The organism is Cellulosimicrobium sp. CUA-896, from assembly GCF_001942335.1.
Lineage (GTDB): Bacteria > Actinomycetota > Actinomycetes > Actinomycetales > Cellulomonadaceae > Cellulosimicrobium.
This window is the reverse complement of sequence record NZ_MKKH01000026.1, coordinates 13,402-35,079: the sequence shown is the minus strand read 5'-3', so window position 1 is coordinate 35,079 and position 21,678 is coordinate 13,402. Positions and strand designations below refer to the sequence as shown.

20 protein-coding genes and 4 pseudogenes are annotated in these 21,678 nt (G+C 73.6%); 17 read left to right on the top strand and 7 right to left on the bottom strand.

The window, feature by feature from the left end:
* Window positions 1-45 precede the first annotated feature (45 nt).
* Entirely contained in the window at window positions 46-1,380 is a 1,335-nt protein-coding gene (locus BJF88_RS09985; RefSeq protein ID WP_075828679.1) for a hypothetical protein, read from the bottom strand.
* A gap of 337 nt (window positions 1,381-1,717) precedes the next feature.
* Here BJF88_RS09985 and BJF88_RS21950 point away from each other — a divergent pair.
* The 7 genes and pseudogenes from BJF88_RS21950 to BJF88_RS23500 all read left to right on the top strand — a co-directional run.
* Window positions 1,718-1,879: pseudogene (locus tag BJF88_RS21950) on the top strand (metalloregulator ArsR/SmtB family transcription factor); the annotation flags it as partial.
* Window positions 1,880-2,051: 172 nt separating this feature from the next.
* Window positions 2,052-2,504, top strand: coding sequence for an SRPBCC domain-containing protein (locus BJF88_RS09975; protein WP_075828678.1), 453 nt, complete (start codon window positions 2,052-2,054; stop codon window positions 2,502-2,504).
* Between the two features lie 135 nt (window positions 2,505-2,639).
* The gene (locus BJF88_RS09970) at window positions 2,640-2,885 is read left to right on the top strand and encodes an acyl carrier protein (RefSeq protein WP_075828687.1); all 246 of its coding nucleotides are present in this window, start codon (window positions 2,640-2,642) and stop codon (window positions 2,883-2,885) included.
* 169 nt (window positions 2,886-3,054) lie between these two features.
* The gene (locus BJF88_RS09965; protein WP_222843977.1) at window positions 3,055-3,900 is read left to right on the top strand and encodes an acyl-CoA dehydrogenase; all 846 of its coding nucleotides are present in this window, start codon (window positions 3,055-3,057) and stop codon (window positions 3,898-3,900) included.
* A complete protein-coding gene (locus BJF88_RS20445; protein WP_222843976.1) occupies window positions 3,861-4,133 on the top strand; it encodes a hypothetical protein in 273 nt (90 codons plus the stop codon). Before BJF88_RS09965 ends, BJF88_RS20445 begins: the two co-directional genes overlap by 40 nt.
* Window positions 4,127-5,308 (top strand): annotated as a pseudogene (locus BJF88_RS23505) (PIG-L family deacetylase); the annotation flags it as partial. The gene BJF88_RS20445 and the pseudogene BJF88_RS23505, both read left to right, overlap by 7 nt.
* 214 nt (window positions 5,309-5,522) lie before the next feature.
* On the top strand, window positions 5,523-6,299 hold the full coding sequence (locus BJF88_RS23500; RefSeq protein WP_083649029.1) for a glycosyltransferase: 777 nt from the start codon (window positions 5,523-5,525) through the stop codon (window positions 6,297-6,299).
* Between the two features lie 69 nt (window positions 6,300-6,368).
* Here the strand turns inward: BJF88_RS23500 and BJF88_RS09955 are convergent.
* From BJF88_RS09955 to BJF88_RS23490, 3 genes and pseudogenes are all read right to left on the bottom strand, one after another.
* Window positions 6,369-8,508 (bottom strand): annotated as a pseudogene (locus tag BJF88_RS09955) (catalase).
* 218 nt (window positions 8,509-8,726) lie between these two features.
* Window positions 8,727-9,092: a hypothetical protein gene (locus BJF88_RS23495; protein ID WP_369824561.1), complete on the bottom strand. Its 366-nt coding sequence runs from the start codon at window positions 9,090-9,092 to the stop codon at window positions 8,727-8,729.
* Between the two features lie 97 nt (window positions 9,093-9,189).
* Window positions 9,190-9,675, bottom strand: a complete 486-nt coding sequence (locus BJF88_RS23490; protein WP_369824560.1) for a helix-turn-helix domain-containing protein — start codon at window positions 9,673-9,675, stop codon at window positions 9,190-9,192.
* 194 nt (window positions 9,676-9,869) lie between these two features.
* Between BJF88_RS23490 and BJF88_RS09945 the strand changes: the two genes are divergently transcribed.
* The 10 genes and pseudogenes from BJF88_RS09945 (at window position 9,870) to BJF88_RS09900 (ending at window position 18,893) form a co-directional block, all read left to right on the top strand.
* Complete coding sequence (locus BJF88_RS09945) at window positions 9,870-11,255, top strand: MFS transporter (protein WP_075828677.1); 1,386 nt, start codon at window positions 9,870-9,872, stop codon at window positions 11,253-11,255.
* A 10-nt stretch (window positions 11,256-11,265) separates the two neighbouring features.
* Window positions 11,266-12,258, top strand: a complete 993-nt coding sequence (locus tag BJF88_RS09940) for an aldo/keto reductase (RefSeq protein WP_075828676.1) — start codon at window positions 11,266-11,268, stop codon at window positions 12,256-12,258.
* Window positions 12,259-12,270: 12 nt separating this feature from the next.
* Window positions 12,271-13,287, top strand: coding sequence for an aldo/keto reductase (locus tag BJF88_RS09935; RefSeq protein WP_075828675.1), 1,017 nt, complete (start codon window positions 12,271-12,273; stop codon window positions 13,285-13,287).
* 89 nt (window positions 13,288-13,376) lie between these two features.
* A complete protein-coding gene (locus tag BJF88_RS09930) occupies window positions 13,377-14,414 on the top strand; it encodes an alcohol dehydrogenase catalytic domain-containing protein (RefSeq protein ID WP_187346212.1) in 1,038 nt (345 codons plus the stop codon).
* Window positions 14,415-14,534: 120 nt separating this feature from the next.
* Window positions 14,535-15,320, top strand: coding sequence for a carboxymuconolactone decarboxylase family protein (locus BJF88_RS09925; RefSeq protein ID WP_075828674.1), 786 nt, complete (start codon window positions 14,535-14,537; stop codon window positions 15,318-15,320).
* Window positions 15,317-15,682, top strand: coding sequence for a DUF2255 family protein (locus BJF88_RS09920; protein WP_075828673.1), 366 nt, complete (start codon window positions 15,317-15,319; stop codon window positions 15,680-15,682). The genes BJF88_RS09925 and BJF88_RS09920 overlap by 4 nt, the downstream gene beginning before the upstream one ends.
* Before the next feature lie 24 nt (window positions 15,683-15,706).
* Window positions 15,707-16,559, top strand: a pseudogene (locus BJF88_RS09915) (aldo/keto reductase).
* 62 nt (window positions 16,560-16,621) lie between these two features.
* Window positions 16,622-17,539 carry an aldo/keto reductase gene (locus tag BJF88_RS09910; protein ID WP_075828672.1) on the top strand — a complete coding sequence of 306 codons (918 nt, stop codon included), beginning with the start codon at window positions 16,622-16,624 and terminating at the stop codon, window positions 17,537-17,539.
* A 2-nt stretch (window positions 17,540-17,541) separates the two neighbouring features.
* A complete protein-coding gene (locus tag BJF88_RS09905) occupies window positions 17,542-18,519 on the top strand; it encodes an aldo/keto reductase (RefSeq protein ID WP_075828671.1) in 978 nt (325 codons plus the stop codon).
* Window positions 18,519-18,893: a nuclear transport factor 2 family protein gene (locus tag BJF88_RS09900; RefSeq protein ID WP_075828670.1), complete on the top strand. Its 375-nt coding sequence runs from the start codon at window positions 18,519-18,521 to the stop codon at window positions 18,891-18,893. The genes BJF88_RS09905 and BJF88_RS09900 overlap by 1 nt, the downstream gene beginning before the upstream one ends.
* A gap of 65 nt (window positions 18,894-18,958) precedes the next feature.
* Here BJF88_RS09900 and BJF88_RS09895 read toward each other — a convergent pair whose 3' ends face one another.
* From BJF88_RS09895 to BJF88_RS09885, 3 genes are all read right to left on the bottom strand, one after another.
* Window positions 18,959-19,759, bottom strand: a complete 801-nt coding sequence (locus BJF88_RS09895; protein ID WP_369824559.1) for an aldo/keto reductase — start codon at window positions 19,757-19,759, stop codon at window positions 18,959-18,961.
* 139 nt (window positions 19,760-19,898) lie between these two features.
* Complete coding sequence (locus BJF88_RS09890; RefSeq protein ID WP_075828669.1) at window positions 19,899-20,864, bottom strand: aldo/keto reductase; 966 nt, start codon at window positions 20,862-20,864, stop codon at window positions 19,899-19,901.
* Window positions 20,865-20,915: 51 nt separating this feature from the next.
* Window positions 20,916-21,620 (bottom strand): flavodoxin, encoded by a 705-nt coding sequence (locus BJF88_RS09885; protein ID WP_075828668.1) that lies wholly within the window; start codon window positions 21,618-21,620, stop codon window positions 20,916-20,918.
* Window positions 21,621-21,678 lie beyond the last annotated feature (58 nt).

Here is a 21,678-nt window from a genome sequence, read left to right as displayed (position 1 = left end):
CTCGAGCGGTCGGCCGCGTGCGGCCCTCCCAGTCGACACCTCGGGTCAGACGTCCGCATCATGCCGATCGCGTGAGGGCGGGCGCGCGGGGCCGGCCGGCGACCCGTCCCCGCCGTGCGCGCCGCCCACGGGGACTGCCCCGGTCGACGCGGGCGCGGCGGCGGGCTCGACCCCCGGCGCGGGCTCGGACCCCGCCGTCGGCTCGCCGCCGGGCACGGGTCCGGGCCGGGCGAGGAGCTCCACGAGGACGACGAGCACCCCCGCCACGAGCGCCGTGCCGACGACGAGGGCCGGCGTCGGCTGGCCCGCCACGAGCAGCACCAGCACCGCGACGGCGAGGATCACCACGTTCACCGCGCGCCGGTGCCGGCCCAGCCACGTGCCGACGCGGCCGGTCGACACCCCGTGCCCTTCGGCCCCCGCCCGGAGCCGGCCGATGCCCCGTGCGACCCCGCCGCGCAGGCTCCGCGCCGAGGCGCTCGGCCCCGCGAGGAACGCGACGAGCGCCACGACGAGGCCGAGCACGCCGACGGTGCGCAGCGTGAGCCGCAGGAACGACACGAGCTGGTCGAACACGACCTCGGCGGCGTCCAGGCGCAGCACGCGCCCAGTGAGCGCGTCGAGGTACAGCCCGCGCGCGACCGCGAGCCCCGCGCCGAGCAGCACCATCGCCAGCGCGAGCGCGAGACCCGCGGCGACCAGCGTGCGCGCGCGGCGGACCGCCACGAGGACGCCCGCGGCGTACAGCCCGAGCACGAGCCACGGCAGCCACGTGCCGAGCGCGACGACCTGCGCGTACCGGTTCTGCACCTGCACGATCTGCGTCGACTGCGCGACGGTGAACGACGCGTCGACGCTCGGGATGTTGGCCGCGACGCCGAGCCCCCGGTCCACGAGGCGCTGCTTGAGGAGGTCGATGATCCCGGACAGCTGGATGGTGAGCTGCCCGTCCTGCCCGACCTGGAGGACGTCGCCCTGCCGTCCCTGCATGACATCGACGAGCTGCTCGTGCGCCACCCGGTTGGCGCGTTCCCACGCGTCGGCGAACGCGTCGCTCTCGACGACCTGGTCCGCGGCCCGCCGGACGAAGGACTCGACCCCGCTCGTCAGCGGCGCCTCGAGCTGGGAGAGCGCGGCGGTCGCGCGGGGTGCGACGTCGCGGTCCTCGAGCTCGGTGACGGCCTGGTCGAGGATGGCCCCGACGTCGATGCGCGCCATCACCTCGGTGGTGATCCGGCCCGCGACCGCCGACTGCACGACCGGGTCCTCCCCGAGCGGCGCCACCGTGGCCACGTACCGGTCGGTGTCGGTGAGGGTCCGCTCCGCCCAGGCGGCGACGACGGCGACGGGCGCGAGCAGCGTCGCGAGGACGAGCAGCACGACCGCTCCGGCGGCGCGTCCGGGGCGCTCGTCCGGCGCCCGGTGCGCTCCTCGCCGCCCGGCGCGCGCGACGCGACCAGGCGCCGCAGCTCCGCGTTCTCCCGCTCGAGCGCGGCGAGGCGCGCGGCGGCGTCCTCGGTCATCGCCGGGTGCTGCTCCGGGTCCGGACGCTCCATGGCACCTCCGCGGGGAAGCGCGGACCTGGACCGGCCCGCACGGCCAGGATGCCGAGCGGGTGGGGCGCGGTCTTCATGCGAAACGCGTGACCTCTGCGCCCGGGGCGGCCAGGAACGCCCGTCCCTCGACATGCCGGCGCACGCGGCGTACCGTTCGGTAAGTGACGGCTTACCAAGCACTGGAGGCGCTCGGTGACGCCCGGCGGCGCGCCATCCTCGAGCACCTGCGGTCCGGGCCCGCGACGGTGGGGCAGCTCGCCGCGCGCCTCCCGGTGAGCCGGCCCGCCGTGTCGCAGCACCTGCGGGTGCTCGAGGCGGCACGCCTCGTCCGGTACGACGCGGCGCGGACCAGCCGCGTCTACCGCCTGGACCCGGACGCGCCGGCGACGTGCGGGCCTGGCTCGACGACCTGTGGACGACGGCGCTCGACGCGTACGCGCACCACGTCGCCTCGTCCGTCGAGCGCACCGATCCCGACGCCCCGAGGAGCACGTCATGAGCACCGCACCCGTCCTGGACCTGGTCAAGACCGTCACCGTCCCCGCTCCCCCGGCCCGCGCGTTCGCCGTCTTCGTCGACGAGATCGGCGCGTGGTGGCCGCTCGGCGGGTTCTCCGTGGGCGGCGCCACGTCCACGGTCGCGTTCGAGCGCGACGACGACGGCCGCGCGACGCGCCTCGTCGAGACGCTCGCCGACGGCCGGGCCGCCGACTGGGGCACCGTCACCCGCTGGGAGCCGCCCCGCGCCGTCGCGTTCACGTGGCACCCGGGCGAGCGCGCCGACGCCGCGACGCACGTCGAGGTGACGTTCACGCCCGACGGCGACGGCACGCTCGTCTGCCTCCTGCACGGCGCGTGGGCGGCCCGGTCCGACGGCGCCGCCGCCCGCGAGCGCTACGACACCGGCTGGGAGGCCGTGCTGGCGCCGTTCGCGGCGGCCGCGCGCTGACGCCGCCGCAGGCCGCGCGTCCCGTCCCGGAACGCTTGCGAGCAACCGCACCCGCTCCGAGTGTGGACAGGGTCAGGAGAGCGGCACCGTCACGTCACGGCGGTGACCGTCACCGACCACGGCAGGAGGTTCACCATGGCCACAGGAGAGACCGGCTTCGACGACGTCACGTTCGACCTGATCTCGGTGCAGTACCACTCGCTCAAGGCGGGCCACGACTACGGCCAGTACGTGCGCGACGCCCGCAACGCGGGCAAGGAGGACATCGCCGCGTTCTTCGAGAAGGTCATGGCCGAGGACGCCGACCGCGCCCAGCAGTGCCACCGGTTCCTCGCCGAGCTGACGAAGCACGGGACGGACGCGACGTCGCCGCAGGGCTGACGCGCGCCCCGTGACGAGTGACGGCTGCCCTGCCCGGCGCGGGAGGGCAGCGTCGTCGTGCCGCGGCACCGCACGACGCTCCGCGCGACAGGCGTCGCCGGGTCGTCGATCCTGGTCACACCTGTCGCGGGCACCGTGCCCGCCGTGCCCGCCCGTCCCCGGAGCGCCCGTGCCCGTCCCGTCCCCGCCCGTCGTCACCACGCTCCGCGCGCCCGGCCCGGCGTCGGCGCAGGACCCGGGCGAGGCCCTGCGCCCCGACGACCTCGCCGCGGTCGCGGAGATCGGCACGGACGTCGGCGCGACGCTGCGCTGGGTCCACGACGTCGCCCCGCGCCTGCCGCTGCCGGGTTCGGGCGGCACAGGGGCGCTGTGGTCGGCGCTCGCCTCGGTCGCGGCCGTCGACGTCGCGGTCGCCCGGATGCTCGAGCCGCACCTCGACGCGCTGGCGATCCTCGACCAGGTGCCGGAGCCACCGGACCTGCCCGCGGTCGACGCCGGCCCGGGCAGCACGTGGGGCGTGTTCGCCGCCGAGGGGCCGGGCGTACGGCTCGACGCGACGCCCGCCGACGGACGCTGGACGCTCACCGGCACCAAGCCGTGGTGCTCGCTCGCCGCGGACCTCACGCACGCGCTCGTCACGGCGTGGACCGACGACGGCCGTCGCCTCTTCGCCGTGGACCTGCGGCCCGCGTCGGTGGAGCCCGCCGACGGGCCGTGGGTCCCGCGCGGGCTGCCGCAGGTCGTCAGCGCGCCCGTCCGGTTCGACGGCGCGCCCGCGGTCCCGGTCGGCGCGGCCGGCTGGTACCTCGAACGGCCCGGGTTCGCGTGGGGCGGGATCGGCGTCGCGGCGTGCTGGTGGGGCGGCGCCGTCGGGCTCGCCCGGACCTGTGGGACGCGCTTGGGCGGCGCGAGCCCGACCAGATCGCGCTCGCCCACCTCGGCGCGGTCGACGTCGCGCTCACCGGGGCCCGCGCCGTGCTCCTCGAGGCCGCGAGCGCCGTCGACGCCGGGGTGAGCGGGCGGCCGTCCGCGGTGCTCGCGCGACGCGTGCGCACGGTCGTCGCGGACGCGGTCGAGGAGGTGCAGCGACGTTGCGCGCGCGCGCTCGGGCCGGGGCCGCTGACGACGGACGAGGCGTTCGCGCGCCGGGTCGCCGACCTCGGGCTGTACGTGCGCCAGCACCACGCCGAGCGCGACGAGGCGTCGCTCGGCCGCGACCTCCTCGCGGCCGGGGAGCGGCCGTGGTGAGCTTCGACCACCGCGAGCCCGGGACGTCGGAGGACGCGTGGGCCGCGGCCGGGATCTGCGAGCGCCCCCGGCCGCTGGACCTCGACGGCGTCGACGCGCTCGTCGTCCTGGCGGCGCACCCCGACGACGAGTCGCTGGGCGCGGGCGGGCTCGTGCACCGGGTCGGCGAGCGCGGGCTGCCGGTCACGGTGGTCGTCGCGACCGACGGCGAGGGGTCGCACCCGGGCTCGTCGACGCCGCCGGCGACGCTGCGCGCGGTGCGACGGCGCGAGGTCGTGGCGGCCGTCGGGGAGCTGTGCCCCGCGGTGCGCGTCGTGCTGCTCGGGCTGCCCGACGGCGGCCTGCGCGAGCACCGCGCCGCCCTGGAGCGCGGCGTCGCGGCGGCGCTCGACCTCACCGGCGGCGACCGCCCCCTGCTGTGCACGCCGTGGCGCGGCGACGGGCACCGCGACCACCGCGTCGCGGGCGAGGTCGCCGCGGCGGTCGCCGACGCGCGCGGCGTGCGGCTCGTGGAGTACCCGCTGTGGCTGTGGCACTGGGGAGACCCGGCCGGTGACGACGTCCCGTGGGACGACCTGCGCGGGCTCGCGCTGTCGGCCGCGGAGGCCGCGGCGAAGGAGAAGGCCGTCGCCGCCCACGCGAGCCAGGTGCGGCCGCTGTCGGACCGCGCGGGGGACGAGGCCGTCGTCGGGCCCGAGATGCTGCGGAACGCCGCGCGACCGGTCGAGGTGCTCGTGGAGGCTCCCGCTCCCCGCGACCGCCCGACGGACGACGGCACGCGCGGAGCCCGGCCCGGCGGGTCGCTGGGTCGCGACTTCTTCGACCGCTTCTACACCGGCCGCGACGACCCGTGGGGCTTCGAGTCCCGCTGGTACGAGGAGCGCAAGCGTGCCGTGCTGCTCGCGAGCCTGCCGCGGCGGCGCTTCCGGTGCGCGCTCGAGCTCGGGTGCTCGACGGGTGTGCTCACCTCCGGGCTCGCGGCGCGCTGCGACCGCGTCACGGGGGTCGACGTCGCCGAGGCCCCGCTCGCCGCGGCACGGCACCGGCTCGGCCCCGACGCGACGTTGCTGCGCCTCGACACGCCGCGCGACTGGCCGGACGGCGCGTTCGACCTCGTCGTGCTCTCCGAGGTCCTCTACTACTACGACCGCGCCGACCTCGACCGGGCGCTCGACCGCGTGCTCGGCTCGCTGACGGACGACGGCGTCGTCGTCGCGTGCCACTGGCGCCACGACGTGCCCGAGTACCCGCTCGGCGGGGACGAGGTGGCCGGGCGCGTGCGGGCGCGGCCCGAGCTGGGCGTCGTCGCGCACCACGAGGAGGAGGACTTCGTGCTCGACGTCCTCGCGCGGCGCCCGTGTCGTCCGTGGCGCGCGCGACGGGGCTCGTGTGAGCGCCGGGCGGCTGCGCGGGGTGCTCGTCGTCGTGCCCGTGCACGACGAGGAGGAGCTGCTGCCCGCGTGCCTGGCCTCCGTGCGGCACGCGGCCGCGCGTCTCGCCACCGAGCGTCCGGACCTCGCGCTCCGCGTGACGGTCGTCCTCGACGGGTGCACCGACGGGAGCGCCGACGTCGTGCGCGCGGCCGGCCTGCCCGCGCTCGTCACGCCGCGCGTCGGCGTGGGCGCGGCCCGGTCGCTCGGCGTCGCCGCCGCGGCGCGGACGCTCCCGGCCGGGGCCGCAGTCGCGAGGCGCCGTCGCGCGGTCGACGCGCGGACCTGGCTCGCGTGCACCGACGCCGACTCCGAGGTGCCCGGGCACTGGCTCGTCCGGCACGTCGAGCTCGCCGAGGCGGGCGCGACGTGGTGGTCGGGACGGTGCGGCCGCGCATCGAGGAGCTCTCCCCCGACCGGGCCGCGGCCTGGCTCGCGAGCCACGAGCCGGGGACGGCGAACGGCCACGTGCACGGCGCGAACCTCGGCGTGCGGCTGTCCGTCTACCGCGCGGCGGGCGGCTTCGCCCCCGTGCCCGAGCACGAGGACGTCGCGCTCGTCGACGCGGCGCGGCGCACCGGCGCGCGCGTCGTGGCCGACGCGGAGGCCGAGGTCCTCACGTCCGCGCGCCTCGTCGGCCGCACGCCGGGCGGGTACGCGCGGCACCTGCGCGACGACCTCGTCGAGGCCGACGTCGCCGCCGGTCCGACGTCGCGGTAGTCCGACGTCGCGGTAGTCCGGGGCTTGCCCGGGCCGCCCGCGAGGGGCGGCCCGGGCCGGTGCCGAAGGACCAGGGCGGGGCCCGTCAGACCCCGGCGAGCGAGGCAAGGCGGTCCCACGAACGGTGCAGCCCCAGCGCGGTGCGCAGCGTGGCGGGCAGGTCCTTCGCGCCGTCGGTGACGGTGACGTCGGGCGCCGACGCGTCCACGCCCGCCGCGGCGAGCACGTCGGCGCCGTCGCCCACCGCGGCGATGGCCTTGCCGTGGCGGAACGCCTCCTGCAGCAGCACGGCCGTGCGCGGGTTCGTGCCGATCGGCGTGCCGGCGGTGCCGTCGGCGACGACGACCGCGTCGTACTCGACCGAGCGCGTGGTGAGGATCGTCCGGTCGACCACCTCGGTGTCCCCGCCGGACGCGACCTCGCCGCCGTGCTCGGCGACGACCCGCACGACGACTCCCTCCTCCCCCAGCGCCGCCCGCAGGCCCCGACCACGCCCAGGTCCCCGCCGTCGTGGACGACGACGCCGACGATCCTCCCGTCGACGCGGCCCGGCTCGGTCGGGAGCTGCGACAGCGCGGGCGAGGGCTGCACGCCGTCGGGCACGTCGCCCGCCGGCGCGGCGAGCCCGAGGCCGTCCGCGACCCGCGCGGCGAGCCCGGCGTCGACCCGCGCGAGGCTGCCGAGCATGCGCTCGCGGACCTCCGTGGACGCGCACTTGCCGAGCTCGAACGTGAACGCCTCGACCTCGTGCGCCTGCTCGACCGGCGAGAGCGACAGCCAGAACAGCCGCGCCTGGGTGAAGTGGTCCGCGAACGACACCGGGTTCGCGCGGACCTTCTCGCCCTCGACGGGCGTCGGCAGCGTGACGTACGCGGCCTCGGGCCGGGTGACCGGTCGGTCGTCGTCGATCGCGTTGGGCTTGTACGCCACGACACCCGCGTGCACGGCGGTCTGGTGCATGCCGTCGCGCAGCATGTCGTTCACCGGCGCGTGCGGTCGGTTGATCGGCAGCTGCGCGAAGTTCGGCCCGCCGAGGCGCGAGAGCTGGGTGTCCAAGTAGGAGAAGAGGCGGCCCTGCATGAGCGGGTCGTTCGTCACCTGGATGCCGGGCACGAGGTGGTCGACGTGGAACGCGATCTGCTCGGTCTCGGCGAAGTAGTTCGTCGGGTTCGCCGTGAGCGTCATGACGCCGACCGGCTGCACCGGGCACAGCTCCTCGGGCACGATCTTCGTCGGGTCGAGCAGGTCGATGCCCTCGAACGTCTCGTCGGGGGTGTCGGGCATGATCTGCAGCCCGAGCTCCCACTGCGGGAACGCGCCGAGGTCGATCGCGTCGGCGAGGTCGCGGCGGTGGAAGTCCGGGTCGGCGCCCTGGGTGATCTGCGCCTCCTCCCACACCTGCGAGTGCACGCCCAGCACGGGCTTCCAGTGGAACTTCACGAGCGCCGTCGACCCGTCCGCCGCCTCGAGGCGGAACGTGTGGACGCCGAAGCCCTCCATCGTGCGGTAGCTGCGTGGGATCGCCCGGTCCGACATCGTCCACATCGCCATGTGCGTGGACTCGGTGTGCGACGAGATGAAGTCCCAGAACGTGTCGTGCGCGCTCTGCGCCTGCGGGATCTCGCGGTCCGGGTGCGGCTTGCCCGCGTGGATGATGTCGGGGAACTTGATCGCGTCCTGGATGAAGAACACCGGGATGTTGTTCCCGACGAGGTCGAACGTGCCCTCGTCGGTGTAGAACTTCGTCGCGAACCCGCGCACGTCACGGGCCGTGTCGGCCGACCCGCGCGACCCGAGCACCGTGGAGAACCGCACGAACACGGGCGTCTCCTTGTCGGCCTCGGAGAGGAAGCCCGCCTTCGTCACGCTCGACGCGTTGCCGTAGGCGCGGAACGTGCCGTGGCGCCCGCGCCGCGTGCGTGCACGACGCGCTCCGGGATCCGCTCGTGGTCGAAGTGCGTCATCTTCTCGCGGAAGTGGTGGTCCTCCATGAGGAGCGGGCCACGCCGGCCGGCCGTCAGCGAGTGGTCGGTGTCGTCGACACGCAGGCCCTGCGCCGTCGTCAGGTGCTCGCCGGCCTGGGCGCGCGGGTCGACGTCGTCACCGCCGGGCAGGTGGAACGGGCACCCGGTGGGGCTGCGCTGGTCAGGTGCGGCGGTCCGGGGGGCGGGCGCGCCCGGCACCGCGCCGCCGGGAGTTCGGTCGTCTCGCTGGTCACGGCTCATGGGTGGCCTCCTGGGGGGACGGGGGGCGCGCCCGGTCCGCCCCGGGCACGACCCCCACCCTCAGGGCGGCCCGCAGTGCTCGCACGCCCGGCCGGGCGTGTCGGCGAGCGGCGGGCGACGCTCGTCCGCGTCGCACCAGTGCGCCACGTGCTCGGCGTCGGTGACGTGCTCGAGAGCCAGAGCGTGGTCGACGCGGGCTCCACGGCAGGCGGTCGCGGTCACCGTCGCGCTGGTCGTCGGTCGACGCCGCCCGGCACACCGACCTCGGCGCGACCCGCCTCGGCCGGTTCCGCGAGCGCCGTCGCGGCCCACGACGCGAGGAGCCTCATGGCGTCGTCGGACGGCGATCCCGGTGCGGCCGTGTAGACGTTGAGCTGGACGGCGGGTCGCCGTGGAGCTCGAGCGCCTCGAAGTCGAGCTCCGAGGGTGCCGACCTCCGGGTGGTGGAACTCCTTGGTGCCCGTGCGGTGGAGCCGGACGTCGTGCGAGGCCCACAGGGCTGCGGAAGTCCTCGCTGGCGGGTCGACAGCTCGCCGACGAGGTCGCTCAGCGTCCGGTCGTACGGGTTCGGCCCGCCTCCGCACGCAGGATCGCGACGGCGTCGTGCGCGACCTTCGGCCACCTCTCCGCCCCAGTAGCGCTGCGCGCCGGGGACGTCGAGGAAGTGGAAGCGTGCGGTGTTCAGCGGCCGCCCGGCACCCGGGACGGCGAGTCGTACATCGGCGCGTAGAGGGCGCGGCCGAGAGCGTTCGTCGCGAGGACGTCGAGGCGACCGTTGCGCACGACGACCGCGGCCCCGGTCATCGCGTCGACCATGCGCTGCACGACGGGACGGACGGTGGCGGGCTTGCGACGGCGCGCCCGCGTGCGTGCGGCACCGGACGCGTTCGCCGCGCGCGCGAGGTCGTACAGGTGGAGGCGCTCGGCCTCGTCGAGCTGCAGCGCCTCGGCGAGCGCCTCCAGGACCGACTCCGAGACGCCACCGAGGTTCCCGCGCTCCAGGCGCGTGTAGTAGTCGACGCTCACGCCGGCGAGCATCGCCACCTCCTCGCGCCGCAGGCCCGGCACCCGGCGGTTGCCCCCGTACGCGGGGAGCCCGGCGCGTTCCGGGGTGATCCGGGCACGACGCGAGGCGAGGAACTCCCGCGTCTCGGTCTTCAGGTCCATGCCTCGACCGTACGACGGGTGCGTCCCGCGAGGGAGGTCCTGGCAGTACCGGGGTCGCCCGGGACTCCCCGGTGCTCGTCGTCCGGCGTCTGCTGGTGGCCATGCCCGCCACCAGCACCCCTGTCCCTGCGCCGCCGTCGACCACGGCGCCCACTGCGACGTCCGCACCGCCTCGTGCCCGGCACGCGGGCGCCGTGCTGGCGATCGTCCTCGTCAGCTACTTCATGGTGATCCTCGACAACTCGATCGTCATCACCGGGCTGCCGCACATCCGGGCCGAGCTGGGGCTGTCGGCGTCGGGCCTCGCGTGGGTGCAGGACGCCTACCTGCTGACGTTCGGCGGGTTCCTGCTGCTCGGTGCCCGCGCGGGCGACGTCCTGGGCCGGCGGCGCACGTTCGTCGTCGGGCTCGCGGTCTTCACGCTGGCGTCGGTCGCGGTGGGCCTCGCCCCGACGGGCGGGTGGCTCGTCGCGGCCCGCGCACTGCAGGGCCTCGGGTCCGCCGTGCTCGCCCCGTCGACGCTGGCGCTCCTCACCGCGACCTTCCCGGACGGTCCCGGACGCACCCGCGCGACCGCGGCCTACGGCGCCGTCGCGGGCATCGGGGCGAGCGTGGGACTGGTGGTGGGCGGGCTGCTCGCCGACCTCGTGTCGTGGCGGGCGGGGTTCCTCGTCAACCTGCCCGTCGGCATCGCGATGCTGGTGGCCGGCCTGCGTGTGCTGACCGAGACACGGCGCACGCCGAGCCGCTTCGACGTGGCCGGCGCGCTGCTCGCCACCGCCGGGCCGACGGCGCTCGTCTACGGCCTGGTGCGCGCCGGCGACGCCGGGTGGGCCGACCCGTGGGCGCCGACCGCCCTCGCGATCGGCGTCCTGCTGCTGGTGGCTCTCGTCGTCGTCGAGCGGACGGCGGCCCAGCCCGTCATGCCGCTGCGGCTGTTCCGTGACCGCGAGCGATGGGGCGCCTACCTCTCCCGGCTGCTGTTCATCGGCGCGATGATGGGCTTCTTCCTCCTCACGAGCCAGTACCTGCAGGACGTGCGCGGCTTCTCCGCCCTGCTCGCCGGGGTCGCGTTCTTCCCGATGACCGCGGTGAACTTCGTCGTCGCGCTGGCCGTGCCGCGCCTCCAGCAGCGGTGGAGCGGTGCCGTGCTGCTCGTGGCGGGCCTCGTGCTCGCCGTCGCGGGCATGGCTTGGCTGGGGACGCTCGACGGTGGCACGTCGTACGCCGCCGGGATCGCGCTGCCGATGGCCCTGATCGGCGCAGGACAGGGACTGGCGTTCGGGCCGCTGACGGCGTCGGGCATCGCCCGTGTGGACGCCGCGGACGCCGGCGCGGCGTCCGGGGTCGTCAACACGTTCCACCAGCTCGGCGGCGCGCTGGGTCTGAGCCTGGTCCTGGCCGTCACCTCGACCTTCGGCGGGGCGATGGTCGCCGGTGCGGTGCTGCTCGGCGCGGCACTCGTCTCGGCCCTCGCCTCGTGCTCCCTGCTGCCCGCACGGCCGCCCGGTCCGGGTCATGACGGGTTCCGACGAGCGGGGTACCAGCAGGGCCTCCCCCACCGGAGGCCCGACTCCTAGCGTGGCGGGTATGACCGTGAACGAGATCCCCACCCTCTCCCTGAGCGACGACGTGGAGCTGCCAGCGATCGGGTACGGCGTCTTCCAGACCGCGCCCGACGAGACCGTCGCCGCCGTCACGGAGGCGCTGCGGGTCGGCTACCGGCACGTCGACACCGCGGCCGCGTACGGCAACGAGCGCGAGGTCGGTGACGCCCTGCGCCGGTCGGAGGTCGACCGGGCGGACGTCGTGGTCGAGACGAAGGTCTGGGCGAGCGACTACGGCTACGACGAGACGCTGCACGCGTTCGAGAAGGCGTCGGCCAAGCTCGGGCTCGACCAGATCGACGTCCTCATCCTCCACCAGGTCGCGGCGAACCTGTTCGACCGGACGATCGAGGCGTACCGCGCGCTCGAGCGGCTGCTCGCCGACGGGCGCGTGCGTGCCATCGGCGTGAGCAACTTCCCCGTCGCGCGACTCGAGCGGCTCATGGACGCGACCGACGTCGTGCCGCACCTCAACCAGGTCGAGCTGCACCCGTACCACTCGCAGCCGGAGCTGCAGGCCTTCCACCGGCAGCACGGCATCCTCACGCAGGCGTGGTCCCCGATCGGCGGGATCACGTTCTACCCCGGCCCGTGGGGCGACGACCGCCGCAGCGTCATGCAGGACCCGGCGATCGGCGAGATCGCCGCGACGCACGGGGTCTCCCCCGCACAGGTCATGCTCCGCTGGCACGTGCAGCAGGGCCGCTCGGCGATCCCCAAGTCGGTGAACCCCGACAGGATCCGTCAGAACCTCGACGTCACCGGGTTCACCCTGTCGGCCGACGAGCTGGCTCGCGTCGACGCCCTCGACACGGGCACGGCGAGCGGCCCCGACCCGGAGCGGGAGTTCGACGAGCGCCAGCTCTTCCCGATCCCCGAGCCTGAGCCGGAGCGCAGCGGAGGGTGGGGACCGAGGAACGAGGCACCCGCCCACCGCGGAGCGCAGGCACAGGCCGACCAGCAACCCGAGGCCTGAGGAGGAACCACCATGCAGTACCGACCGCTGGGACGGACCGGCGTCCAGGTCAGCCCGCTGACGCTCGGGGCCATGATGTTCGGCCCCTGGGGCAACGACGACCGCCAGGACTCGATCCGCATCATCCATCGCGCGCTCGACGCGGGGATCAACGTCGTCGACACCGCCGACGTGTACTCCGCCGGAGCGTCTGAGGAGATCGTCGGGGAGGCGCTCCAGGGCCGCCGCGACGAGGTCTTCCTGGCCACCAAGTTCTTCATGCCCATGGACGACGACCCCAACCATCGAGGGGGTTCGCGCCGGTGGATCATCCGCGAGGTCGAGGAGTCGCTGCGCCGCCTGCGCACCGACCACCTCGACCTGTACCAGGTGCACCGGCCCAGCCCGGACACGGACGTCGAGGAGACCCTCGGTGCCCTCACCGACCTCGTGCGCCAGGGCAAGGTCCGCTACATCGGCTCGTCCTCGTTCTCCGGTTCCCAGATCGTCGAGGCCCAGTGGGCCGCCCGCGAGCGGAACCTCGAACGCTTCGTCACCGAGCAGCCGCCCTACTCGATCCTCGTGCGCGGGATCGAGAGCGACGTCCTGCCGACCGTGCAGCGTCACGGCATGGGCACCCTGACGTACAGCCCGCTCAGCGGGGGCTGGCTCTCCGGCCGCTGGCGCAAGGACGCGGCGTCGTCCCCGACGTCGAGCGCGCGGCCGAGCGCACGCTTCGACATGAGCACCCCCGCGAACCAGCGCAAGCTGGACCTCGTCGAGGACCTCGCGCAGCTCGCGGACCAGGCCGGCATGCCGCTCCTCGAGCTGGCGATCGCGTTCGTCGTCAACCACCCCGGCGTGACGTCGGCGATCGTCGGCCCCCGGACCATGGAGCAGCTCGAGTCCTACCTGCCCGCGGTCGAGCGCACGCTGCCCGCCGACGTCCTCGACCGCATCGACGAGATCGTCGCCCCCGGCGTGACCGTCAACCCCGACGACGACAGCTACGGGGTCCACGAGCTCGCGCCGGCGGCCCGGCGGCGCTGACCGCCGCCCGGGGCCGGACCCCCGTGGACCACTCACCACCACCGCCTCTCACGTCCCGTGGGAGCAGTACCGAAAGGCATCACCTCTTCATGCGAGCAACGTTCATGTACGGCGCCGGCGACGTGCGGGTCGAGGAGGTCCCCGACCCGACGATCGTCGAGCCCACCGACGCGGTCGTGCGCGTCACCCTCGCGTGCGTGTGCGGGTCCGACCTGCACCCGTACCACTCGATGCCGGCGTCGGAGGAGGGCGCCCCGATGGGGCACGAGTTCCTCGGCGTCGTCGAGCAGGTCGGCGACGCGGTCACCGACCTCGCCCCCGGCGACCTGGTCGTCTCCCCGTTCGCGTTCTCGGACAACACGTGCCCGTTCTGCCGCGAGGGCTTCCACACCGCCTGCCAGCACGGCGGGTGGTACGGCGCCGGCGGTGTCGGGGGCGCGCAGGCGGAGAAGATCCGCGTGCCGCAGGCCTCCGGGACGCTGGTGAAGCTGCCGTCCGACGTCGACGCGAGCATGCTGCCGAGCCTGCTCACGCTGGCCGACGTGTACCTGACGGGGTACCACGCCGCCCACATGGGCCAGGTGGGACCCGGCAAGACCGTCACCGTGGTCGGCGACGGCGCGGTCGGGCTGTCCGCCGTCCTGGCGGCCAAGCAGCTCGGCGCCGAGAGGATCATCCTCATGGGCCGCCACCAGGACCGCACCGACCTGGGCCGCACGTTCGGCGCGACGCACGTGGTCGCCGAGCGCGGCGAGGAGGGCGTCGCGAAGGTCCTCGAGCTCACCGGCGGCGAGGGGTCGCACGTCGTGCTCGAGGCCGTCGGGCACATGCCCGCCTACGAGCAGGCGTACGGCGTCGTCCGTCCCGGCGGGGTCATCTCCCGCGTCGGCGTCCCGCAGTACGAGGAGGCGCCGATCGGGTTCGGGTCGTTGTTCGGCAAGAACGCCACCCTCAACGGCGGCCCGGCACCGGTGCGCGCCTACATCGAGGCAGCGATCCCGCAGGTGCTCAGCGGCGAGATCGACCCCGGTCTCGTGTTCGACGCCGAGGTCTCCCTGGACGACGTCGCCGAGGGCTACCGCCTCATGGACTCGCGCGAGAGGCTCAAGGTCCTCGTGCGTCCCTGACCGCGGCGCACGAGGAGCGCGAGTCTCGAGCCCGCGCTCCTCGTGCGACCGCCCTGGCCGGCCCTCCCCGGTGGAGCCGGGCGCAGTCTCCTCACCGACGATCCGAAGGACGCGACCACCATGCCGACGGAAGCCGCACGCACCCACCACGACGCGCTGTTCGGCGACCGCGTCTCGACCCTGGCGCAGACCGACCCGGAGCTGATCGAGCACTTCGACGACTTCGCGTTCGACGACGTCCAGGCCGACGCCCCGCTCGACCCGCGCACGCGCACGCTGGTGCAGCTCGCCGCACTGATCGCGCTCGGCGCCGTCGCGGAGTTCCGGCTCCTCGCGGGCGGGGCGCTGCGCGTCGGCGTGACGCCGGTCGAGATCAAGGAGGTCGTGTACCAGGCGGTGCCGTACGTCGGCATGGGTCGCGTGCTCGACGTCCTGCACGCGACGAACGAGCTGCTCTCCGAACAGGGCGTCGAGCTGCCCCTGCCGGGGCAGTCCACCACCACGCGCGAGACCCGCGCCGAGCGCGGCCTGGCCGTGCAGAAGCACGTCGTGGGCGACGACGCGGTCGAGGCCCTCTACGCCCACGCTCCCGCCGACACCCGGCACATCCAGCGCTACCTCTCGGCGAACTGCTTCGGCGACCACTACACCCGCACCGGGCTGGACGTCCCGACCCGCGAGCTGCTCACGCTCTCCATGCTCGTCGCGCTCGGCGGCGCGGACCCTCAGGTCGCGGGCCACGTGTCGGCCAACATGCGGGTGGGCAACGACCGCGCGACGCTGGTCACGGTGATCACGCAGCTCCTGCCGTACGTCGGCTACCCACGTGTCCTCAACGCCCTGCGCACGCTCGACGACGTCGCACCCGCCCACGACCGAACCTCCGCCGACAGGAGCTCCCGATGACCGACTGGACCCAGGCCGACCTCGCGACGATCGACGCCGACGACGAGCTGCGCGTCGCAGCGCACCGTCCGGACGGCACGCTGCGCACGCCCCGGATCGTGTGGCACGTCGTCGTCGACGGGGCGCTCTACATCCGCTCCGTGCGCGGGGACGACGGCGCCTGGTACCGCGGCGTGCGACGAACCGGGACGGGCGCCGTCGACGCCGGCGGCGTCCGTGCCGAGGTCACGTTCACCCCCGACGGCGCCCGCGACGACGCGATCGACGACGCCTACCACGCCAAGTACGGCGACGGCCCGGCCGTCGAGCACATCACCGCCCCCGCGGCACGGGCGACGACCCTCCGCGTCGAGCCCCGCTGACATCCACGAGAGAGTGAGCAGCTGATGGTCCTGCACGAGACGTACACCCTGGCCAACGGCGTCATGGTCCCGAGGCTCGGTCTCGGGACGTGGTTCGTCGACGACGGCGAGGTCGCCCAGGCCGTCCGTTCCGCGGTCGAGATCGGGTACCGCAACATCGACACCGCACAGGCGTACGGCAACGAACGCGGCGTCGGAGAAGGCATCCGCAGCAGCGGGGTGACGCGCGACGAGCTCTTCGTGTCGACCAAGCTCGCCGCGGAGGTCAAGGACTACGACGGCGCCGTCGCCGCGATCGACGGGTCGCTCGCGACGATGGGCCTGGACCACCTCGACCTGATGCTCATCCACTCCCCGCAGCCGTGGGACGACTTCCGCGGCGGGGACTACGCCGAGGGCAACCGGCAGGCGTGGCGCGCGCTCGAGGAGGCCTACGACGCGGGGAAGCTGCGGGCGATCGGCGTCTCGAACTTCCTCGAGGCGGACCTCGACAGGCTCCGGGACGCGCGACCGTCGCGCCGCACGTCAACCAGATCCTCGTCCACGCAGGCAACACCCCGACAGACCTCATCGAGTACTGCGACGCCACGACGTCCTCGTGGAGGCCTACTCCCCCATCGCCCACGGTGAGGCTCTCAAGAGCCGCGAGCTCGTCACGGCGGCCGAGAAGTACGGGGTCAGCGTGCCGCAGCTGTGCATCCGCTACGCGCTGCAGCTCGGCACGGTGCCGCTGCCGAAGACCGCGAACCCGGAGCACATGCGCAGCAACGCCGACGTCGACTTCGAGATCTCGGACGAGGACATGGAGGCGCTGCGACACCTGGACGAGAAGGACTACGGCGAGCACTCCGCATTCCCGGTCTACAGCGGCAGATGACGGTCGTGGGGGGCAGCATCGCTCCCTCCCACGGCGCCGCAGGCGTCGATACGGTCGAGAGCATGAGCGACCAGACCACCACCCAGGACCTGCGACTCAACAACGGCGTCACCCTCCCGCCCCTCGGCTTCGGCGTCTTCCAGACGCCGCCCGACGAGACCGCCGCCGTCGTGCGGACCGCGCTGGAGACGGGCTACCGGCACATCGACACCGCCGCCTCCTACCAGAACGAGACGGGCGTCGGCGAGGGGCTGCGCAACTCCGGCATCCCGCGCGAGGAGGTGTTCGTCGAGACGAAGATCTGGGTCAGCGACTTCGGCTACGACGAGACCCTGCACGCGTACGACAAGTCCGCTGCCAAGCTCGGCCTGGACCACATCGACCTCCTGATCCTTCACCAGCCTCTCGCGAGCATGTTCGACCGCACCGTCGGCGCGTACCGTGCGCTCGAGAAGCTCCTCGCCGACGGCCGCGTGCGTGCCATCGGCGTGTCGAACTTCCAGCCCGACGACCTCGCGAACCTCGCCGAGCGGACCGAGATCGTCCCGGCTGTCAACCAGGTCGAGCTGCACCCGTACGCGCAGCAGAAGGCACTGCAGCAGCGGCACGCCGAGCTCGGCATCCTCACGCAGGCGTGGTCGCCCATCGGTGGCATCACGTTCTACCCGGGCTTCATGTCGGGCGAGACCGACGACTCCCAGCGCAGCACGCTCGAGGACCCCGTGCTGAACACGATCGGGCGCGAGCACGGCCGGTCCGCCGCCCAGGTCATGCTGCGCTGGCACCTGCAGCAGGGCCGCTCGGCGATCCCGAAGTCGGTGAACCCGCAGCGCATCGCCGAGAACTTCGACGTCTTCGACTTCTCGCTCACCGACGAGGAGCTCGCCCGGATCGACGCGCTCGACACCGGCGAGAGCTCGTGGAAGGCGTCGGCCGAGATGGACCAGCAGTTCGTGAACTTCGACATCCCGGAGGCGTGAACATGGACACGACCCGTCTCGGCAGCTCCGGCCTCGTCGTCAGCCGGGTCGCGCTGGGTTGCATGAGCTTCGGGGACACCTCGCAGATGCCCTGGGCGCTCGACCGGGACGCCGCGGAGCCGATCTTCAAGCAGGCGCTCGAGCTCGGTATCACGTTCTGGGACACCGCGAACATCTACGGTCATGGCACCAGCGAGGAGATCGTCGGGCAGGCGATCCGGGACTACACCAGTCGTGAGGACATCGTCCTCGCCACCAAGCTGTTCTCGAAGATGTCCGACAGCCCCGGCGGATCCGGCCTCTCCCGGCGTGCCGTCCTCGAGCAGGTCGATGCCTCCTTGACGCGCCTCGGCACCGACTACATCGATCTCTACCAGATCCACCGGTTCGACCCCGACACGCCGGTCGAGGAGACCATGGAGGCGTTGCACGACGTCGTCAAGAGCGGCAAGGTCCGGTACATCGGTGCCTCGAGCATGTACGCGTGGCAGTTCGCCAAGCTGCAGTCGGCCGCAGAGCTCCACGGCTGGACCACGTTCATCTCGATGCAGGACCAGTACAACCTCCTCATGCGCGAGGAGGAGCGAGAGATGTTCGGCCTGCTCGCGGACCAGGGCGTCGGGAGCATCCCGTGGAGCCCGCTGGCCGCCGGCCGCGTCGCGCGCCCGTGGGGCGAGCAGGGCACGGAGCGTGCGCAGTCGAACCCGGACACCGACTTCGCGGGCCGCCCTCTGTTCCTCGACAGCGACCGAGCCGTGGTGGACGCCGTCCAGCGCATCGCTGAGTCGCGCGGGGTCTCCATGGCGCAGGTCGCGCTCGCCTGGGTGCTGCGGAACCCGGTCGTCACCGCGCCGATCGTCGGGGCGACGAAAGAGCATCACCTGGCCGACGCCGTGGCCGCGCTCGACATCGAGCTCACCGACGACGAGACGGGCGCCTTGGAGGAGCACTACGTCACCCGTCAGCCGACCTACTTCTGATGTCCGCACCCGCCGAGGAGCAGGCGATCCTGGACAGGGATCGCCTGCTCCTCGTGGGCCTCGTCGAGGCCGACGTGGCGGCGCTCGACGCCCTGCTCGACGCTGACTTCGTCGCGGTGCACATCACCGGACAGGAGCAGACCCGGGACGACTGGCTGCAGCAGATCGCATCCGGCCGGATGGCCTACCACCAGGTCGAGCGAGTGTCCGCGCACGTGGAGGTCCACGGCGACTCCGCCGTGCTCGTCACGAGGAACCAGGTGCTCGCGACGATCTGGGGCGCACGGGGCCGATGGCCCTTGGAATCGACCAGCACCTACGCCCGCCGCGACGGGACCTGGCTGCTCAGGCGTTCCACCGCGACGATGTTCTGACCGAGGGGACATCAGGTGCACGTGGTCGTGCTCGGGCGTCTTGAGACTCCGGTCGAACCCGGAGGTCAGGAGTACCGCTCGTTGCCGGTGCCGCGCGGCCCGTGAACGCGAATCCTGTCGACGACGGCCGTCAGCTCGGCCACCGTGGCGGAATCGAGCCGGAGGTCGGCGGCGGCAAGGTTCTCCTCGAGCCGCTCGAGCCGGCGGGTGCCGGGGATCGGCACGATCCAGGGCCGCCGTGCGAGTACCCAGGCGAGGGCTACCTGCGCGCTCGTCGCGTCGACACGCTCCGCGACGCGGGCGATCGCGTCGACGAGAGGAGCGTTCGCCTCTCGGGCCGCCTTCGTGAAACGCGGGAACCAGGCGCGGACGTCACCGTCGGAGAAGCGGTCACCAGGCCGTACCGTGCCGGTGAGAAAGCCTTGGCCGAGCGGACTCCACGGCACGAAGCCGATGCCCAGCTCCTCCAGCGTGTCGAAAACCGTGCCCTCGGACTCCCGGGCCCACAGAGAGTACTCGTTCTGCACCGCCGCGAGCGGCAGCACGGCATGAGCACGACGGATCGTCGTCGCCCCTACCTCGGAGAGCCCGAACGCGCCGACCTTCCCCTCGTCCACGAGCTCGGAGACCGTCCCGGCGACGTCCTCGACGGAATAGCGCGGGTCGAGGCGGTGGGCGTAGAGCAGGTCGATGCGCTCGGTGCGAAGCCGGCGGAGCGAGCCCTCCACGGAGGACCGGATCGCGCCGCGAGAACCCGCCCGCCAGAACTTCGTGGCGATCACCACCGCTTCACGTACGGGTGCCAGCGCCTCCCCGACCAGCTCCTCGTTCGTGTGCGGCCCGTAGATCTCGGCGGTGTCGAACATCGTGACACCGCGGTCGACGGCGGCTCGGACGACCGCCACGCCCTCCCGCCGGGACGCGCCCGACCGTAGTTCGCGCTCAGCCCCATGCAGCCGAGTCCGATCGGGGACACCTCGAGCGACCCCAACCGACGGGCTGCGCTCACCGGTCGATCATCTTCTGCATGGCGGCCGGGTAGCGGTCACCGGTGAGCTGGAGGGGAGCGGCGATCTCGTCGATCTCGCGCAGGTCGTCGTCCGTCAGCTCGACCTCGGCGCCGCCGACGTTCTCCTCGAGCCTCTCGACCCGGCGGGTACCGGGGATCGGCACGGCCCACGGGTTGCCGGCGAGGATCCAGGCGAGCGCCACCTGGCCGGGTGTCGCACCACGTCGTTCGGCGACCCGCCGCATCAGGTCGACGAGTCCCTGGCTGCTCTCGATCATCTCCGGGGTGAAGCGCGGGAAGACCTTGCGCCAGTCGTCGTCGCCCAGGGCGCCGCTGACGCTGCCCGTGAGGAAGCCCTTGCCGAGCGGGCTGTACGGGACGAAGCCGATCCCGAGCTCGGCGAGCACCGGCAGGATCTCTTGCTCCGGCTCGCGCCACCACAGCGAGTACTCGCTCTCCACCGCCGTCACGGGGTGGATGGCGTGGGCGCGACGAATCCTGTCGACCCCGGCCTCGGACATGCCGAAGTGGCCCACCTTGCCCTCGGCGACCAGGTCCTTGACCGTCCCGGCGACGTCCTCGATCGGCACGTCCGGGTCGACGCGGTGCTGGTAGAGCAGGTCGATGTGGTCGGTGCCGAGCCGACGCAGCGATCCGTCCACGGAGCTACGGATGTGCTCAGGACGGCTGTTCAGCCCGCCCTGCCGTCGACCGTCGCCGTCGAGCTCGAACCCGAACTTCGTCGCGATCACCACGTGGTCGCGGACGGGCGCGAGCACCCTTCCGACGAGTTCCTCGTTGGCGTAGGGGCCGTACACCTCAGCGGTGTCGAACAGCGTGACCCCGAGGTCGACGGCCCGACGGATCACCTCCGGTGCCGTCTCCGGGTCGCTGAGCATCATGCATCCGAGCCCGATCGCGGACACCTCCAGCCCGCTCGTTCCCAGTGTGCGTGTCTTCATCGCTGTCGTCTCCTTCGGTGATACCGGTGTGCGCCCGGCCGGCGCACGCGATCAGAGCAGTCCGTTGCCCTCGAGCCAGGTCCTGATCTCGGCCTCGGCGCTCGTGGCCTCCTCGCCGCGGACGGCGAGACCGTCGCCGATGCTCGCGTCCGGGCACAGCTCCGCGTAGTGGTCCAGGACGCTTCCGAACCCGCTGACGGCGTAGGTGACGAACGGGTACACCTGCTTCCCGGCCAACCCGTCCAGGCCTTCCACGAAGGTGCGCATGATCATCGGCTCCTGCGACGCCCACACCGGACTGCCGAGCAGGATCACGTCGAACGCGTCCGCTGCGGGGGAGGGGTGCGCGATCCCGGGCCGCGCCTCGGTCCGCACCTCGCTCCAGCTGCGCTGCACGGTGGGTTCGTACTCGAAGGGGTACGGGTCTGCGGCCTCGATGCGGTGGACCTCGAGATCGACCAGCTCGGCTATCGTCTCCGCGACGACCTGGGTGTTGCCCGTTTGGAGCACCCTCCGACCGCCGTACCAGTAGTTCTCTCCGGCGCGGGAGAAGTAGGCCATCAGCACGCGCGGCGCGGACGTGCCGGACGACGCGGAAGGTTGTGCGCGCGGGGACTGTACGCCCGGTGAGGCCGTTGCCGGGGACGGGGGGCGCGGCCCCGTCGTGCAGGCGGCCAGCGTGCTCGCCAGTCCGGCGCCGCCGATCGCGATCGCGGCGCGCAGCACCGTGCGACGACCAACCGGATCTTCTGCCATGGTGCGTCTCGCTCGTCTCTCGAAGCCTACCGGTGGCGTGCGCCGGGCCCTGGTGGAG

What these genes read in the sequence shown, in the direction of transcription:
- BJF88_RS09975 (WP_075828678.1), top strand. Translation starts at nt 2,052, where the DNA reads ATGAGCACCGCACCCGTCCTGGACCTGGTCAAGACCGTCACCGTCCCC.
- BJF88_RS09970 (WP_075828687.1), top strand. Translation starts at nt 2,640, where the DNA reads ATGGCCACAGGAGAGACCGGCTTCGACGACGTCACGTTCGACCTGATC.
- BJF88_RS23490 (WP_369824560.1), bottom strand. Translation starts at nt 9,675, where the DNA reads ATGGACCTGAAGACCGAGACGCGGGAGTTCCTCGCCTCGCGTCGTGCC.
- BJF88_RS09940 (WP_075828676.1), top strand. Translation starts at nt 11,266, where the DNA reads ATGACCGTGAACGAGATCCCCACCCTCTCCCTGAGCGACGACGTGGAG.
- BJF88_RS09935 (WP_075828675.1), top strand. Translation starts at nt 12,271, where the DNA reads ATGCAGTACCGACCGCTGGGACGGACCGGCGTCCAGGTCAGCCCGCTG.
- BJF88_RS09930 (WP_187346212.1), top strand. Translation starts at nt 13,377, where the DNA reads ATGCGAGCAACGTTCATGTACGGCGCCGGCGACGTGCGGGTCGAGGAG.
- BJF88_RS09925 (WP_075828674.1), top strand. Translation starts at nt 14,535, where the DNA reads ATGCCGACGGAAGCCGCACGCACCCACCACGACGCGCTGTTCGGCGAC.
- BJF88_RS09920 (WP_075828673.1), top strand. Translation starts at nt 15,317, where the DNA reads ATGACCGACTGGACCCAGGCCGACCTCGCGACGATCGACGCCGACGAC.
- BJF88_RS09910 (WP_075828672.1), top strand. Translation starts at nt 16,622, where the DNA reads ATGAGCGACCAGACCACCACCCAGGACCTGCGACTCAACAACGGCGTC.
- BJF88_RS09905 (WP_075828671.1), top strand. Translation starts at nt 17,542, where the DNA reads ATGGACACGACCCGTCTCGGCAGCTCCGGCCTCGTCGTCAGCCGGGTC.
- BJF88_RS09900 (WP_075828670.1), top strand. Translation starts at nt 18,519, where the DNA reads ATGTCCGCACCCGCCGAGGAGCAGGCGATCCTGGACAGGGATCGCCTG.
- BJF88_RS09895 (WP_369824559.1), bottom strand. Translation starts at nt 19,759, where the DNA reads ATGTTCGACACCGCCGAGATCTACGGGCCGCACACGAACGAGGAGCTG.
- BJF88_RS09890 (WP_075828669.1), bottom strand. Translation starts at nt 20,864, where the DNA reads ATGAAGACACGCACACTGGGAACGAGCGGGCTGGAGGTGTCCGCGATC.
- BJF88_RS09885 (WP_075828668.1), bottom strand. Translation starts at nt 21,620, where the DNA reads ATGGCAGAAGATCCGGTTGGTCGTCGCACGGTGCTGCGCGCCGCGATC.